Source organism: uncultured Mailhella sp. (assembly GCF_947631555.1).
Classification (GTDB): Bacteria; Desulfobacterota; Desulfovibrionia; order Desulfovibrionales; family Desulfovibrionaceae; genus Mailhella.
In genome coordinates this window covers 1-16014 of record NZ_CANRLT010000057.1, presented here as the reverse complement: position 1 = coordinate 16014, position 16014 = coordinate 1, and the positions used below count along the sequence as shown (strand labels likewise).

The following is a 16014-nucleotide window of genomic DNA, read 5'->3' as shown; positions in this document are numbered from 1 at the left end:
GAAGGGTGTCTTTGCCGAACTGGAAGTTCGGCTGCCTTTCGCGCTTTTTCGACAGAAAAAGCAAGATGCCTTTTTGCTTCCTCAGACCGCCGTCCGGCGGTTAAAAACGCCTCTTGACATATCACGGGGAAATGTACATAACAGAGGGGCAGAGAGTGCTGGAACACCCTCTGCCCCTTGGGGCACGTCCCCCGCGAATAAGTGCTTCGCAAGTTTTGCGCCCCGGTAGGAAGCGAACTCCTACCGGGGCAACCTGCGTTTTAGAGGTTCATAAAACGAACCGCCAGAGCCGCAAGGACGGCGGCCGCAAACGCGGCCAGCACATCCCGGAAGAAGCGCTTCATAGGCATTACCTCCTTTCGGAGAACATACCCACGTGCGCAGGCTATACAGTAGCAGCTGGAAAGGCAAGGCTTTTTTCTTCCCTATCCGCCGGAGGCACGCGCGGTAGCGCGTTTGGAGCGACGAAATTTTCCCCGCTTCGGCGGCGTGGCCATGTTTGCCGGCAGAAGCCGGACAAACACGCCGCCTTCGCTATCTGCTCGCTGACGCTCGCGCCGTCCGGCGGTTAGGGATGTGGCTAGAGGGTGTCTTTGCCGAACTGGAACTTCGGCGCTCTTCGCGTATTTTCGACAGAAAATACAAGATGCCTTTTTCAGCGTTTTTCCGGCAGGAAAAACAAGATGCCTTTTGCTTTTTTCTAAAGAATAGACCCTGCCTCTTTCGCTCGATGCAGGGCCAGAGAGATTTAAAAAAACAGTGCCACGGATTCGCTCCAGCGGTGCTGCGTTTTGGTTACTTAGCCTTGATTACATACCGTCCAAATACCGGCAACAACCACAAAAGCCACGGCTATGTACACAAAAAACATGGTCATTCTCCTTTCTTCCAGGCAAGGAATGCGCCGATGAAGAGTACGGCGAGCGCCAGAACACCGGTTTGCCAGGGCGTATCCTCTTTCAGCAGAATGATGCCGAGCCCAATGACGGAAAAGTTGGCACAGAACGTAATCAAGTAGTCAAGAAAGGCTTTTCTTTTCATAGCGTTTCTCTAGGCAGAGAATAAAAATTGTTTTCTCCGCTGTCAATGTTTGCCGGCAGAGCCTGACGAACACGCCGCCTCCGCTATCAGCTCGCTGACGCTCGCCCGACTTTCCCCGCTCCGGCGGCGTGGCCATGTTTGCCGGCAGAAGCCGGACAAACACGCCGCCTCCGCTATCAGCTCGCTACAGCTCGCTGCTCCGCAGGTTGCGGAAGGGGAGCGGTTCCTCATCCGCCGGAGGCGCGGCGCGTGCGCCGCTGATAGCTCGCGGGCCGCGTGCAATCGGGCTTTGCCCGTTGCATATCTTTGCGGCCAGCGAGCGGGTAAGGACACGCGGAGCGCGGCCGAGGACAGCGAAGCTGTACGAGGCGTGCCCGCGTCAGACGTGGCCGAAGGGTGTCTTTGCCGAACTGGAAGTTCGGCTGCCTTTAAGCGTTTTTCCGGCAGGAAAAACAAGATGCCTTTTTCCCCGCTCCGGCGGCGTGGCCATGTTTGCCGGCAGAAGCCGGACAAACACGCCGCCTTCGCTATCAGCTCGCTGACGCTCGCGCCGTCCGGCGGTTAGGGATGTGGCCGGAGGGTGCCTTTTGCCGAACTGGAAGTTCGGCTGCCTTTCGCGTATTTTCGACAGAAAATACAAGATGCCTTTTCTGCCATTTTTCGCGTTTTTCCATCAGGAAAAACAAGATGCCTTTCTTGTCTTTCCCCGCTCCTCATCCACTCATACCCTGTCTGTCGGCTACAGAGTCAGTTGGAAAAGTGGGGCGGCAATGGATTGAAACACGGTAACGGGAATCTTGGGAAAAAGATTTGTTGACAAAAGGGCGCGGCCGGGGAAATTCTTTTCCGTACCCCGGCATCCAGAGTAAGGACTGCTCCCTGTCCGCCCGCAGGACGGCTGGGGCTTGAAACATCGAGGAGAGAAGTCTTTATGCAGTATGTCTACACCCCTGAGCGTGTCTGCTCCAAAAAGTTTGTGATTGACGTGGATGACGAGACCCGTGTCATCCGTGATTTTTCCTTCACCGGCGGCTGCCCGGGCAACCTTGAAGGCATCAGCCGCCTGATCCGCGGCATGAAGATGGACGATGTGATCGCACGGTTTGAGGGTATGCCCGTTTGCCCCACCTCCAAGGTAACATCCTGCCCCGAACAGCTTGCCAAAGCGCTTCGGGAAATGAAGGCGATGCTGGACAGGGGAGAAACGCAGGCCCGTCCGGCGTTTGGTCTGGACAGCTTTTCGTCCGTGAAGCGCTGGTAGCGGCGCACGTTCGGAAGGAAACGGTGGTTTGAGATATTTTTCTCATGCCGGCGTGAATTTCGGATAACAGCGCCTGGAATCGGCGGAGCGGCGTACGATCGCTCCTGCCGTACACCGCGCTTTCTGTTTTCGCTTGCTTTTCTGAACGTGGAATTTTCAGAGCAAAGCGGGCAAAACGCGGCAAAGCGTCTGCGCCGGAGCAATGTGAAAAAAAAGACTTCGCCGTCAGGCGGTCGCGTGAGTCGCTTTTTTCTTGACAAGAAGAAAGGAAGTTGTTCAGTATTCTATAAATCGCCTGTATCAGTTCCTTTTCCGACACAGCGCAGGAAGCGCCCAGAGGGAGCGGCCGCCGTTCCCTGTTCCTCCGCAGATACGCGCAGGAAAGGCGGCGGGCTGAAAGTTTCATCAAAAATTCCTTTACGGATGAGGCGGCTGTGGATTGAAACATTTTGAGGAAAATAGCATGAAATTGAACGGTTCCGAAATTTTTTGCGAAGTCCTGGTAGAGCAGGGGGTGGACACGATTTTCGGGTATCCTGGCGGCGCCGTGCTGAACCTGTACGATGCCCTCTATAAATACCAGGATCGTATCCGCCACATCATCATGGCGCATGAACAGGGCGCGGCCCATGCCGCAGACGGCTATGCCCGCGCCACAGGGCGCACGGGCGTGGTTCTGGTGACCAGCGGACCCGGTGCCACGAACCTTGTCACGGGCGTGGCCACGGCCTACATGGACAGCACGCCCATGGTCGCCATTACCGGCAACGTCCCCACTTCCCTTATGGGTCAGGACAGCTTCCAGGAAGTGTATATCACGGGCATCACCATGCCCATCACGAAGCACAACTTTGTGGTGGACAGGGTGGAAGACCTTGCAGATACCCTGCGCGAAGCCTTCCGCATTGCGCAGACCGGCCGCAAGGGACCTGTACTGGTGGACATACCCAAGGACGTTACCTCCGCTCTGGCCGAATTTCTTCCAGCCGCTCCGGCCCGCAACGAGTACCATACCGAGATTGATATCGACAGCCTTGACAAGGTCGCCGCGATCATCAACGGCGCACAGCGTCCCGTCATTTACTATGGCGGCGGCATAGGCGCTTCCGGCGCTGGTGAAGAGCTGGCGGCACTCATGCACAAGGCCGGTATGCCTGGCGCCTATACGGTCATGGCCGCGGGTGTGGTGAGCAGCGAAGATCCTTACAGCCTCGGGCTTGTGGGTATGCACGGATGCCGCACCAGCAATCTGGCCCTTGACCACGCCGATGTGATCCTCGCCGCGGGAACGCGCTTCAGCGACCGTGTGGCCTCGGTTCCCGATGAGTTCGGCCGCCGCGCCAGGATTATCCAGATCGATATCGACCCCAGCGAAGTGAACAAGAACGTCATGGTCGATTTCAGCTTGGTGGGTGATGTCAAAGACGTACTCCAGGCTCTGCTGCCCCGCATCCAGCATACGGAGCATAAGGAGTGGATGGAGACCATCGCCCGGTGGAAAGAGGAGGATTACCGCCCCGAAGACAGCGACACGGTGCTGAAGCCGCATCAGGTCATCCGCAAGCTCTGCGAAATGGCAGGTGAAGACGCGATATTTGTTACCGACGTGGGCCAGCATCAGATGTGGGCCGCCCAGTATGTGCGCCATCTCAAGAGCCGCCATTTCATTTCCAGCGGCGGACTCGGCACCATGGGCTTCGGCTACGGCGCGGCCATCGGTACCCAGATAGCCTGTCCTCAGGCGCGCGTCATCCACATCACCGGCGACGGTTCGTTCCACATGAACCTGAACGAGGCGTGTACCGCCGTGAGCTATCAGCTGCCCATCATCACCATCATCCTTGACAATCGCGTTCTGGGCATGGTGCGCCAGTGGCAGACGTCGTTTTACGGACAGCGTTATTCCTGCACCACGCTGGATCGCAGAACCGACTATGCCAAGGTGGCCGAGGGCTTTGGTGCCAGAGGCTTCCAGTGCGAAAACATGGCCGAGTTTGAGAACGCTCTGAGCGAAGCCCTGAAGTGCACGGGTCCGGTGTGGATCGCCTGCAGCATCGACAGAGACGAGAAGGTGCTTCCCATGATTCCCGGCGGATGCACCTGTGACTCTATCATCATGGAATAGGAGCGGACAAAGATGAAGAAGTATGTGCTTTCTATTCTGGTAGACAACCATGCCAATGTCATGGCCCGTGTCGCTTCTCTTTTTGCCCGCCGCCGTTTCAATATGAGCAGCGTTACCGCCGCCACCACCTGCGATCCCACGGTGAGCGTCATCAGCATTGTGACGGAAGGCGACGAACACAATCTTGAACAGATCATCAAGCAGACCCGCAAACTGCAGGAAGTGAAGGAAGTCACCGTGCTTCCTCCCGATGAGAGCCTGCTTTACGAGATGCTTATACTCAAGCTCGCTTTTGGCGAGGCCAATATCTCTTCACTCCGCGACATCGTGGAAGTTTACCGTGCCAAGATTATTGACCTGACCTCAAGCAGCATGGTAGTGGAATTGACAGGCAAACCGTCCAAGATAGACGGATTCCTTGAAGTAATGTCTCCCTACAACATTCTGGAAATGTGCCGTTCCGGTATCATCGGAATGTCCAGGGGCAACCAGAGTGACTGGTGGAAAAGCGGCAGGTAGGCAAGCCTTGCCGGATAGTATTATCAATGGAGAGTTGTGTAATGATCAAAAAGTATTATGACGCCGACTGCAATCTTGGCGTTCTCGACGGCAAGACCGTTGCCATCATCGGCTATGGCAGCCAGGGCCACGCCCATGCCCAGAACCTTCATGAAAGCGGTGTGAACGTGATCGTTGGCCTGCGCCCGAGCAGCGCGAGCTGCAAAAAGGCCGAGGCCGCGGGTCTCAAGGTTATGGACGTGGAAGAAGCCGCCAGGGCCGCTGACATCGTTATGATGCTCGTTCCCGATGAAGTGGCCGCCGACACCTACAACAAGCAGATCGCGCCCTACATGAAGGAAGGCGATGTGCTCTGCTTCGCCCACGGCTTCAACATCCACTTCGGCTTCGTGCAGCCTGCCAGGAATATTGACGTCATCATGATCGCCCCCAAGGGCCCCGGTCATACCGTCCGCAGCCAGTATCTGGAAGGCAAGGGTGTGCCCAGCCTCATCGCGGTGTATCAGGATTACACCGGCAAGGCCAAGGATTACGCTCTGGCCTATGCCAGCGGCATCGGCGCCGGCCGCGCCGGCATCCTTGAGACCACCTACCGTGAAGAGACGGAAACCGACCTCTTCGGCGAACAGGCTGTGCTCTGCGGCGGCGTGACCGAACTCATGAAGGCCGGCTTTGAAACCCTAGTGGAAGCGGGCTACGCCCCTGAAATGGCCTACTTCGAGACCATCCACGAAATGAAGCTCATCGTTGACCTCATCAACAGCGGCGGCTTCGGCTTCATGCGCTATTCCATTTCCAACACGGCTGAATACGGCGACTACCGCACCGGCAAGCGCCTGATCACCGAGGCCACCCGCAAGGAAATGAAGCAGATTCTGCGCGAGATTCAGGACGGTACGTTCGCTTCCGAATTCATGCAGGAATTTTCCGCTGGACGGAAGGGCAAGTTCCTCGCGACCCGCCGCCTCGAAGCTGAACATCAGCTTGAGAAGGTCGGCGCCGAACTGCGCCAGATGATGAGCTGGCTGAAGAAGTAATGGAACGTTGATTCCCCTGCCGGGCAGTCTCGGCTGCCCGGCTTTTTTTATCCGTCTTTCCGCGGGAGAGGAGGGTCTATGAAATTGCGCAGTGCAAACGTGACGCAGGGCGTGGAACGTGCGCCGAACCGCAGTCTGTTCTATGCCATGGGCTATACCAGGGAAGAGCTGGAGCGTCCGCTTATCGGCGTTGTCAGCGCCCACAGCGAAATCGTGCCCGGACACGCCCATCTGGACAAGATTGCCGAAGCCGTCAAGGCCGGTGTGCGCATGGCGGGCGGCACCCCTGTCCTTGTGCCCGCCATTGGTGTGTGCGACGGCATCGCCATGGGGCATGTCGGCATGAAGTATTCTCTGGCCAGCCGTGAACTCATCGCCGACAGTGTGGAGACCATGGCCATGGCGCATCAGTTCGATGCTCTGGTACTCATCCCCAACTGCGACAAGATTGTTCCCGGCATGGTCATGGCGGCGCTGCGCCTGAACATTCCTTCCGTGGTGTGCAGCGGCGGCCCCATGCTGGCCGGGGTGTACGACGGGCAGGAAGTGAGCCTTTCCAAAATGTTTGAAGCCGTGGGTGCGCGCAAGGTCGGACTCATCGACGACGAAAAGCTGGAAGAGTGCGAGACGGGCGTCTGCCCGGGCTGCGGCAGCTGTTCCGGCATGTACACCGCCAACTCCATGAACTGCCTGTGTGAGGCCATCGGTCTCGCTCTGCCCGGCAACGGCACGATTCCCGCCGTCCATGCCCGCCGCATCCAGCTTGCCAAGCATGCCGGCATGGCCGTCATGGAACTGCTGAAGCGCGACATCAAGCCCCGCGACATCGTCAATGAAAAGTCCATCCGCAACGCCCTCGCCTGCGACATGGCTCTGGGCTGCAGTACCAACACCGTGCTGCACCTGCTGGCCATCGCACACGAAGCCGGAGTGAAGCTCGACCTTGCGCTGTTCAACGAAGTCAGCTCTCAGGTTCCCAACCTCTGCCATCTTGCCCCGGCAGGCCCCACGCATATGCAGGATCTCTACGCGGACGGCGGCATCGCCGCGGTACAGGCGGAACTGGCCGAAGGCGGCTATCTTGATACCAGTCTCATCACCGCCACAGGCAAGAGCGTTGCCGAGAACATCAAAAATGCCCGTGTGAAGGGCCTGGGCGCGGTGCGTCCTCTCGACAATCCCTACAGTCCCACCGGCGGCCTGCAGATACTCTGGGGCAACATCGCTCCCGATGGCTGCGTGGTGAAGAGAAGCGCCGTAGCTCCCGAGATGCTGAAGCATAAAGGCCCCGCGCGGGTCTTCAACAGCGAGGAAGAGGCCATCGAGGTCATCTACAAGGGCGGCATCAAGGACGGTGACGTGGTTGTCATCCGCTACGAAGGGCCCAAGGGCGGCCCGGGTATGCGCGAGATGCTGAACCCCACCAGCGCGCTTGCCGGAATGAAGCTGGACAAGACCGTGGCCCTTATCACGGACGGACGTTTCAGCGGCGCCAGCCGCGGCGCCTCCATCGGCCATGTCTCTCCGGAAGCGGCTGAAGGCGGCCCCATTGGTCTGATTCAGGAAGGGGACATCATCAGTATCGACATTCCCAACGCCAGCATCAACGTGGAAGTGAGCGAGGAAGAACTTGCCCGCCGCAGGGCTTCCTTCGTGCCGCAGGAACCCAGGATCAAGACCGGCTGGCTGGCCCGCTACGCCCGCATGGTGAGCAGCGCCAATACCGGTGCCGTCCTGAAGTAGGGCGAAGAAGGCCGCTTTCTCCCACAACAGAGCGGGAGAGCAAGGTATTCACCGGCCAAGACCATTTCCACATAAGGCAGATAGACAAAAACAGGCCCGCCTTTCCCGATGCCATGGGGAAGGCGGGCCGTGTTTTTTTGAGGACAAGAATGCTTATCGATATTCCGGCTTCAGGCTGACGATTGAAGTTTTCTGCATGGCTGAGGCGTTGACGGTGGACAGGGGACAAGAGCGGTTCCCTGCCGTTGCTGAAAAGTCGATGTAAAATGGGAGCGCGGGGCGGAAGTTTCCCGCTCCGTCTTTACCCCTCAAGGACACGGGGCAGGAAGGTTCCGGCCAGGGCGGGGAACGGGCGCAGCGGCTGAGGGGGAACGGCGGATTCCCCCAGACGTTTTTCCATCCAGACCATGTCGTACCAGCGGCCGAATTTGAATCCGCACTGCGGAAACTCGCCGGCGAGCCGGTAGCCTTCCCGTTCGTGGAAGCGGCGGCTCGCGAGCGTCAGCGTTTCGTCTTCCTGCGTGGGCACGGCGATGCAGGCGTAGAGCAGCAGAACCCCCTGCGCTTTCAGAATGTCTTCAAGACAGGCGTAGAGCGTTTTCCCGAGACCGCGGCCGCGGGCGTTTTCCTGAAGATAGACGGTGACTTCGGCGCACCAGCCGTAGGCGGCGCGGGGATGGAAGGCGGAGGCGCAGGCGTAGCCAAGAACGGAGTGTCCGGATTCCGCGACCAGCCACGGATAGCGCAGAAGCGTCCGCCTGATGCGGCTGCGAAATTCTTCTTCCGTGGGGACTTCACATTCAAAGGTAATCGCCGTCTTTTCCACATAGGGGGCGTAGATAGCGAGCAGGGCGGGGGCGTCCGCTTCCCTGGCGGCGCGCAGGCTGACCGGATAAGACTCCATGCGTTCTCCGAAATGGATCGTGGCAAGCGCGTTATTTTTCTCCGCCGTCTCCGACTTTGAGCGCGGCAAGAAAGGCCTCCTGGGGCAGTTCCACGTTGCCCATGCGCTTCATGCGCTTCTTGCCTTCCTTCTGCTTTTCCAGCAGCTTGCGCTTGCGGGTAATGTCGCCGCCGTAGCACTTGGCAAGAACATCCTTGCGGTAGGCGGGGACGGTTTCTCGCGCGATGATCTTGTTGCCGATGGCTGCCTGTATCGCGACCTCGAACATCTGCCGCGGGATGGTGCGTTTCAGTTTGAGCGCCAGCGCCCGGCCGTAGGGGTAGGCGTTCTCTCTGTGGACAATGACGGCAAGGGCGTCCACAGGGGTGCCGTTCAGCAGAATGTCCAGCTTTACCAGCGCGGATTCACGGTAGTCGATGGGCGTGTAGTCCATGGAAGCGTAGCCGCGGGTGCCGGATTTCAGCGCGTCGAAAAAGTCGAAGACGATTTCCGAGAAGGGCAGTTCGTAGGTGATGACGGCGCGGCTGGCGGTAAGAAAGCCGAGGTTTTTCTGGATACCGCGCTTTTCTTCGCAGAGCTTGAGCACGTTGCCCACAAATTCCGTGGGAACGTGGATATCCATCCTCACATAAGGCTCGTACAGGGCCTTGATCTTTGAGCCGTCGGGGAATTTCGCCGGATTGTCGATGGTCAGCGTTGAGCCGTCCGTCAAATCCACCTTGTAGATGACCGAAGGCGCCGTGGCGATAAGCTCCACCTGAAATTCCCGTTCCAGACGCTCCTGAATGATCTCCATGTGCAGAAGCCCCAGAAAACCGCAGCGAAAACCGAAGCCCAGGGCCGAAGAGGTCTCCGGCTCATAGGAGAACGCCGCGTCGTTGAGCTGGAGTTTTTCCAGCGCCGTTTTGAGGTTTTCGTAATCGGCGGCGTCCGTGGGGTAAAGGCCGCAGAACACCATGGGCTTTACTTCCTTGAAGCCGGGCACGGGCGCGCCGGCAGGGCGTTCCTTCAGGGTGATGGTGTCGCCGACGCGGGCGTGGCCCAGTTCCTTGATGTTCGCGCAGAGAAAGCCCACCTCACCGGCGGAGAGCTGCTGCACACTGGCGGCGTTGGGGGAGAACACGCCCAGGCGGACGACTTCGTAGTCGCGGTCTCCGGCCATGAGATGGATGACGTCGCCGAGCTTTAGCGTCCCGTCCATGATACGGAAGAGGACGACCACACCCTGATAGCTGTCATACCAGGAATCGAAAATAAGAGCCTTGAGGGGGGCGTCCACATCGCCTGAGGGGGCCGGGAGATGGTGGACGATGGCGTCAAGCACGCCCTCGATGTTCAGTCCGGTCTTGGCGGAGACATCCACGGCGTTGGAGCAGTCAAGCCCGATGCTGTCTTCGATTTCGCGGCGTACCCGTCCAGCATCGGCGCTGGGCAGGTCAATCTTGTTGAGTACGGGCACGATTTCATGGTTGTGATCCAGAGCCATGTAAACGTTGGCCAGTGTCTGCGCCTCCACGCCCTGGGTGGCGTCCACCACCAGCAGCGCGCCTTCGCAGGCGGCGAGGGAACGGGAGACTTCATAGCCGAAGTCCACATGCCCGGGCGTGTCGATAAGATTCAGGATATACTGGCTGCCATCGTGATCCGTGTAGGGGATGCGCACGGTCTGGGCCTTGATGGTGATGCCGCGCTCCCGCTCAAGATCCATCTTGTCCAGATACTGATCTCTGGCCTCGCGTTCGGACACAATGCCGGTATATTCGAGGATGCGATCCGCCAGCGTGGATTTGCCGTGGTCGATGTGAGCGATGATGCAGAAGTTGCGGATATGGTCAAGTGGGGTCATGGCTCTGTCGGGGATGAAGGTTGACGGCGGGGAGTGCGCTGCGAAAACCGGTTTGCGTGTCCGCCCGGCGCAGCATGGCGCATAGAGGCTGAGTCGCCTTCCGCTGCTGCCTTAGCGCATGGCTTATTTCTGCACTCCGAAGCCGGGAATGGCCAGCGCCTTTTCCAGTCTGGCCAGAAGCCATGTGGCCGCTGAGACCATGACGAGGTAGTAGCAGGCCGCGATGAGATAGACTTCAGTGGGGCGGAACGTCCGGGAAACCAGGATCTTGGCCTCGCCGGTAAGCTCTATGCAGGTGACGATATAGGCCAGCGAGGAATATTTGACGAGATAGATGATTTCATTGCCGCAGCCGGGAAGCGCACGGCGTATGGCCTGGGGTACGATGACGGAGCGGATGGTCTGCCAGCGGGTCATGCCCAGCGCCTGAGCCGCCTTGATCTGGCCCTGCCGGATGGAGAGCAGGGTGCCGCGCACATATTCGGACTGATAGGACGCGGTGCAGACGATGAACCCGATGAGCGCCGCCGCATAGGGGGAAAGATAAATCTTCAGTCCCGGAACGCTGGGAAGCCCGAAATAGAGGATCATGAGCTGTACCGTGAGCGGAACGCCGCGGATAACGGCAACAATGGAGTCCACGCTGCGGCGTATCCACGGCGAGCCGAAGACGCGCAGAACTCCCATGACCACCCCGATAAAGCCGCCGATGAGCGAGGCGGGGACGATAAGGCCGAGGCTCATGAGCAGTCCCTGATTGAGGTAGGGGATTGCCCGGTCGAAGATGAACGTGGGGTCAAGAAAGTCCAGCATGTTCACTCCTGCGCAGCGGCTTCACCGCCGCACAGATCATGGAGGCGGACACAGAAGTCCTGAGTCCGCGTCTGGGAGCCGGGGGCAAGAAGCTCATCAGGCGAACCCTGTTCGATAACCCGTCCCTGTTCCATGAACAGGATCTCCGTGGCCACGGCCTGGGCAAATTCCATCTGGTGCGTCACCATAATCATGGGCATACCGTGGGAGGCCAGGTCGCGGATGACGGTAAGCACTTCGCCGACAAGCTCGGGATCCAGGGCGGAGGTCGGTTCGTCCAGCAGAAGCACCGTGGGATCCATAGCCAGGGCGCGGGCGATGGCCACGCGCTGCTTCTGGCCGCCGGAGAGTTCGGCGGGGTAGAGCCTGGCCTTGTCCTCAAGTCCCACGCGGCGCAGTTCGGCATGCGCCCGTTTCAGAGCTTCCTGCTTGTTCATGCCGCGTACCTTGCGCGGTGCAAGGGCCACGTTGTCTTCAGCCGAGAGATGATCGAAGAGGTTGAAGTCCTGAAAGATCATGCCCACATGCTGGCGCAGTTCGCAGAGTTCCCGAGTGTTTCTGACATCGACCTTCCTGTCGCCCAGCCAGATCTCACCCTCGTCAGGTTCGAGAAGGCAGTTGATGCACTGGAGAAAGGTGCTTTTTCCGGCCCCGGACGGACCGATAAGTACCTTGACGTCGCCGGGATAGATGCTGATGGAGCAGTCATCGAGGATTTTTCGTCCTGAAAGATATTTAGTGAAGTGTTCTGCGCGGAGGATGGGCGTGTCGTTTGGGCGGGCGTTCATGGTGTTCTCCCGGACTCACATGCCGGCGGTGTTGTAGCCGGGGATGCGGACTTTCTGTTCGAGACGGCGGAGCATGGTCACACCCGCCAGAGTGATGAGGAAGTAGATGAGACCTGCGGTGATGTAGAGCGGCAGATGCTCGTAGGTACGCGAAGCGACAAAATGCGTGCGTGCCATGATCTCCGGCGTTCCAAGCGCGAAGCACATGGCGGAGTCCTTGAGCAGGATGGAATATTCGTTGGACCAGCCGGGAATGGAGAGGCGGAGAGCCTGCGGCAGGATGATGGTCCTGATGCTCTGCAGATCGGTAAAGCCGAGGGCGCGTCCTGCCTTGAGCTGTCCGGTGGGGAGAGAAAGGATGGCGCCCCGGAAAATCTGCGATTGGTACGCGGCGCTGGTCATGCCCAGGACGAGGCAGGAGGCTCCCACGGTTCCTACATCGATGCCCATAAGCCCGAACAGGCCATAATAGAAGAGGAAGAGCAGAAGCAGAACCGGAACGCCCCGGAAGAACCAGACGTAGAAGCTGACAAGACGGGAGAAAGGCTTTGGCGCGTAGACCTGAGTCACCGCCATGGGGACGCCCAGGCAGAAGCCTACGCTGAGAGCGCCGGCGACCAGAAGAAGCGTGACCAGCGTGCCTTCGAGAATGTAGGGCAGCGCTTCGATGATGGTAGAGAGGATATGCACGTCGCCCCCTGCGAGCGAAAAAAACAGGAGCCGGTCACGGGGAGCCGTGACCGGACTTCTGCGTGTGCGCGGGTTTACTTCAGATACTTATCCTGAAGTTCTTTCCAGTAGGGATCGGCCATCAGCTTTTTGTAGCCTTCATTGATGATGCCGATAAGTTCCTTGTCATCCTTGCGGAGAGCGACACCGAACACATCGTCTTCGGCAAAGGTGCCCACGATTTTGACGGCCTTGCCCTTGCTGATGGCGTCCTTGGCAGGAGCGCTGTCAAGAGCGATGGCGTCGATGCGGCCGTTCAGGAGATCTTCCACGGCCAGAGGCGCGGAGTCGTAGAAGCGCAGATCATACTTCAGCTTTTCCTGAGCTTTTCTGGTTTCGAGCAGTTCATGTTCGTTGGTGCCGCGCTGGACGCCGAGCTTGATTTCGCCGCGGATGGCCGCGTCGGCCGTGGCGATGGGGGAGTTCGCGGGCACAAGGATGACTTTCTGTATGGTGTAGTAAGGATCGGAGAAGGCGACAACAGCGGCGCGTTCAGGGGAGACACTCATGCCGGAACAGACCATGTCGATCTTCTTGTTCAGCAGCGCGGGGATAATGCCGTCCCAGTCCATGGGCTGATGAACCACTTCAAAGCCCATATGCTTGGCTATCCAGTTCATGGAATCCACGTCGAAGCCGGCGGGCTTTCCATCCTCGCTGACGTAGGCGAACGGAGGATAGTTGGCGTCGATGCCGTTGACGTAAGTTTTCGCCTGAGCGCCGGCAGCCAGACAGAGTACGGCAAGAGCGGCGAGGAGACAGGAAAGACGTTTCATACATGCCTCACACATAAGGATTGAATGTTGGACTCACTGAGAAAGAAACATAGCGAAAAAAGACGCCCTATGCAATAAGCCGAAGCAGACTTGTGGACATGGAAAAAGACGCTGTTCCCACATCTCTATGGGGCGCAGGCCGTGCTTTTTTGTGCGCAGCAGACTTACAGGGCGGCGATGGTATCGGCTATTCCGTCGAGCCAGGGGCTTTGTACGCCCTCGATGGCTCCGGCGTCACAGGCGCGGGCAATGGCAGCGTCGATGGGCAGACGGGCCGTGCTGCGTATGCCGTACTGGGCCGCGATCTCCTCAAGATGGCTTTCGCCGAAGATGGCGTGGCGCCGGCCGCAGCCCGGGCACTCGAAATAGGACATGTTCTCCACCAGTCCCACGACGGGGACGTTCAGCCCATCGAGACGGGCCATGTTGACCGCCTTTTCCACGATCATGGAGACCAGCTCCTGAGGAGAAGTGACGATGACAATGCCGTCCACGGGCAGGGACTGATAGACGGTGAGCGGCACGTCTCCCGTTCCGGGGGGCATATCAACAAACATGTAGTCCACGTTGTTCCAGATGACTTCAGACCAGAACTGCGTAACGACGTTGGCGATGACCGGCCCGCGCCAGACTACGGGGTCGGTGTCGTGTTCCAGCAGCAGATTCATGGATACGATGTCCACGCCGGTGGCGGAGCGGGCAGGGTTCAGGCCGAGCTGCGTGCCTGAGATGCGGGTCTGGACGCCGAAGAGCCTGGGGATGGAAGGGCCGGTGATGTCGGCGTCCAGTATGGCCGCGTGAGAGCCGCGGCGCTGCATCTTGGCGGCGAGCAGAGCGGTGACGAGGGACTTGCCCACGCCGCCCTTGCCGCTCACCACGCCGATGACTTTCCTTACCGTGGAAAAACGATGGAGCTTGACCTTCATGCCGGCCGGCGCAGTGCGGTCGGCACAGGTTTCGCCGCAGCTTCCGCAATCATGATCGCAATCGCTCATGGGGTGTATCCTTTATGGTTTGGTGATGGTTCACAGCACATGGTCTTCAGGAAGAAAACGGTCTTGCGTGGCGGTTCATCGCCTTCAGAACCAATGAATGGCTTTACCGCATTGCCGCGGAGCGCGTCAAGGCCCTTGCACAAAACGGGAGACACCGTGCAAGACCCGAGCAATAATGTAGCAACGCCCTTCAGGGCTTTGCGTCCTGCGCCTGGGAGGGATTTGCATCCCCTCCCAGGCTGCCGCCCCAAAGATACCCCGCCCTTCAGGGCGGGGTGTGGCTCTATCGGCCTGAAGGCCGAGGTCTCAAACCATAAAGGAAGTAAGATGAACAGAAAAGCGCCGAAAGATTCCGGCGCTTTCCTTGCAGACAGAGAGGCGTGAGACCTTCGGGCTATCTGCCCCACAGCCTGCGCACAGGCGTACCGTTCTGCTTCCAGATACCGAAGCCGGTCAGTGCGCACAGGATGGAGAAGATGGGCACGAACCAGTTAAAGAGGGCGTAGGGCACAAAATCGTAGGCGCTCACGCCGAGCACTCCGGCGATGTAGAAGGCGTGTACGCTCCACGGAACCAGCGGGCAGCCGATGGTTCCGGCGTCTTCGCAGGTACGGGAGAGGACGAGCTGGCTGATGTCGGCCTTTTTGAAGGAGTCGAGGAAGGCGCGGCCGGGCACGATGACGGCAAGCATCTGACTGCCGGTTCCCAGGTTGATGAGATAGGCCGCGGCCAGAGCGGAAGCCACGAGCCGCACGGCGGATTTCGCGCCCTTCAGGATGGCTTCAAGCAGGACTTCAAGGACGCGGGAGCGCTCAAGAACCCCGCCGAAGGCCATGCCCGAGCAGAGCAGCAGCACGGTGGGCATGATGCTCATGAGTCCGCCGCGGGACAGCAGCGGATCGAGCTGGGCGATGCCGGTCTTGGACACATAGCCTGACGTCAGCATGGCAGCCAGTTTGTTGAAGGGTACGCCTTCAAAGACGGCAATGACCATGGCGGCCAGCAGGCAGACGAGCATGACGGGCAGTACGGGGTAGCGGCGATAGGCCAGCACGATCATGAGTACGGGCGGCAGGAAGGCCACGGGACCAAGGCTGAAGTTGGCTTCAAGCCCGGAGAGGATGGCGTTCAGGCTTTCAAGAGAGGTTCCCTGCTGGGCGGTCACCGAGCTGCCGATGAAGGTATAGACAACGCCCGCCGCAATGAAGGCGGGAATCGTGGTCCAGAGCATGGACATGACGTGCGAGAACAGCGGTACTTCGCAGACCGAGGCCGTAATGTTGGTGGAGTCGGACACAGGGGACATCTTGTCGCCGAGGTACGCCCCGGAAACGATGGCGCCCACCGTCATGTAGGCGGGATAGCCAAGGGCCTGTCCCACGCCGAGAAGCGCGACACCTATGGTTCCCATGGTGCCGAAGGACGTGCCGGTGGCCA

General features: G+C 59.2%; 15 protein-coding genes. 6 read left to right on the top strand and 9 right to left on the bottom strand.

Annotated features, from left to right (window positions below; genetic code table 11):
- Window positions 1-499 precede the first annotated feature (499 nt).
- Window positions 500-1018, top strand: a complete 519-nt coding sequence (locus tag Q0Z94_RS08420) for a hypothetical protein (RefSeq protein ID WP_298068698.1) — start codon at window positions 500-502, stop codon at window positions 1016-1018.
- On the opposite strand, the gene Q0Z94_RS08415 is transcribed toward Q0Z94_RS08420, so the two are convergent.
- Window positions 1019-1204 carry a hypothetical protein gene (locus Q0Z94_RS08415; protein WP_298068695.1) on the bottom strand — a complete coding sequence of 62 codons (186 nt, stop codon included), beginning with the start codon at window positions 1202-1204 and terminating at the stop codon, window positions 1019-1021.
- 768 nt (window positions 1205-1972) lie between these two features.
- On the opposite strand from Q0Z94_RS08415, the gene Q0Z94_RS08410 reads away from it, so the two are divergent.
- The 5 genes from Q0Z94_RS08410 to ilvD all read left to right on the top strand — a co-directional run bounded on the left by Q0Z94_RS08410 (window position 1973) and on the right by ilvD (window position 7726).
- Window positions 1973-2302: a TIGR03905 family TSCPD domain-containing protein gene (locus Q0Z94_RS08410; RefSeq protein ID WP_298068693.1), complete on the top strand. Its 330-nt coding sequence runs from the start codon at window positions 1973-1975 to the stop codon at window positions 2300-2302.
- Window positions 2303-2765: 463 nt separating this feature from the next.
- Window positions 2766-4427, top strand: a complete 1662-nt coding sequence (ilvB, locus tag Q0Z94_RS08405; protein WP_298068692.1) for a biosynthetic-type acetolactate synthase large subunit — start codon at window positions 2766-2768, stop codon at window positions 4425-4427.
- A gap of 12 nt (window positions 4428-4439) precedes the next feature.
- On the top strand, window positions 4440-4946 hold the full coding sequence (gene ilvN / locus Q0Z94_RS08400; protein ID WP_298068689.1) for an acetolactate synthase small subunit: 507 nt from the start codon (window positions 4440-4442) through the stop codon (window positions 4944-4946).
- A gap of 44 nt (window positions 4947-4990) precedes the next feature.
- Window positions 4991-5983: a ketol-acid reductoisomerase gene (gene ilvC, locus Q0Z94_RS08395; protein WP_298068703.1), complete on the top strand. Its 993-nt coding sequence runs from the start codon at window positions 4991-4993 to the stop codon at window positions 5981-5983.
- 84 nt (window positions 5984-6067) lie between these two features.
- On the top strand, window positions 6068-7726 hold the full coding sequence (ilvD, locus tag Q0Z94_RS08390; protein WP_298068700.1) for a dihydroxy-acid dehydratase: 1659 nt from the start codon (window positions 6068-6070) through the stop codon (window positions 7724-7726).
- Between the two features lie 301 nt (window positions 7727-8027).
- Here ilvD and Q0Z94_RS08385 read toward each other — a convergent pair whose 3' ends face one another.
- The 8 genes from Q0Z94_RS08385 to Q0Z94_RS08350 form a co-directional block, all read right to left on the bottom strand.
- Window positions 8028-8630: a GNAT family N-acetyltransferase gene (locus Q0Z94_RS08385; protein WP_298068687.1), complete on the bottom strand. Its 603-nt coding sequence runs from the start codon at window positions 8628-8630 to the stop codon at window positions 8028-8030.
- A gap of 31 nt (window positions 8631-8661) precedes the next feature.
- The gene (gene lepA / locus Q0Z94_RS08380; protein ID WP_298068685.1) at window positions 8662-10476 is read right to left on the bottom strand and encodes a translation elongation factor 4; all 1815 of its coding nucleotides are present in this window, start codon (window positions 10474-10476) and stop codon (window positions 8662-8664) included.
- A 123-nt stretch (window positions 10477-10599) separates the two neighbouring features.
- Window positions 10600-11289, bottom strand: coding sequence for an amino acid ABC transporter permease (locus Q0Z94_RS08375; RefSeq protein ID WP_298068683.1), 690 nt, complete (start codon window positions 11287-11289; stop codon window positions 10600-10602).
- Between the two features lie 2 nt (window positions 11290-11291).
- On the bottom strand, window positions 11292-12077 hold the full coding sequence (locus Q0Z94_RS08370; protein ID WP_298068680.1) for an amino acid ABC transporter ATP-binding protein: 786 nt from the start codon (window positions 12075-12077) through the stop codon (window positions 11292-11294).
- Window positions 12078-12092: 15 nt separating this feature from the next.
- Complete coding sequence (locus tag Q0Z94_RS08365) at window positions 12093-12767, bottom strand: amino acid ABC transporter permease (protein ID WP_298068678.1); 675 nt, start codon at window positions 12765-12767, stop codon at window positions 12093-12095.
- Window positions 12768-12841: 74 nt separating this feature from the next.
- Window positions 12842-13582, bottom strand: coding sequence for an ABC transporter substrate-binding protein (locus Q0Z94_RS08360; protein ID WP_298068676.1), 741 nt, complete (start codon window positions 13580-13582; stop codon window positions 12842-12844).
- 164 nt (window positions 13583-13746) lie between these two features.
- Complete coding sequence (locus Q0Z94_RS08355; RefSeq protein WP_298068674.1) at window positions 13747-14577, bottom strand: Mrp/NBP35 family ATP-binding protein; 831 nt, start codon at window positions 14575-14577, stop codon at window positions 13747-13749.
- A 394-nt stretch (window positions 14578-14971) separates the two neighbouring features.
- A partial coding sequence (locus Q0Z94_RS08350; RefSeq protein ID WP_298068672.1) for a Na+/H+ antiporter NhaC family protein occupies window positions 14972-16014 on the bottom strand: 1043 nt, incomplete at its 5' end.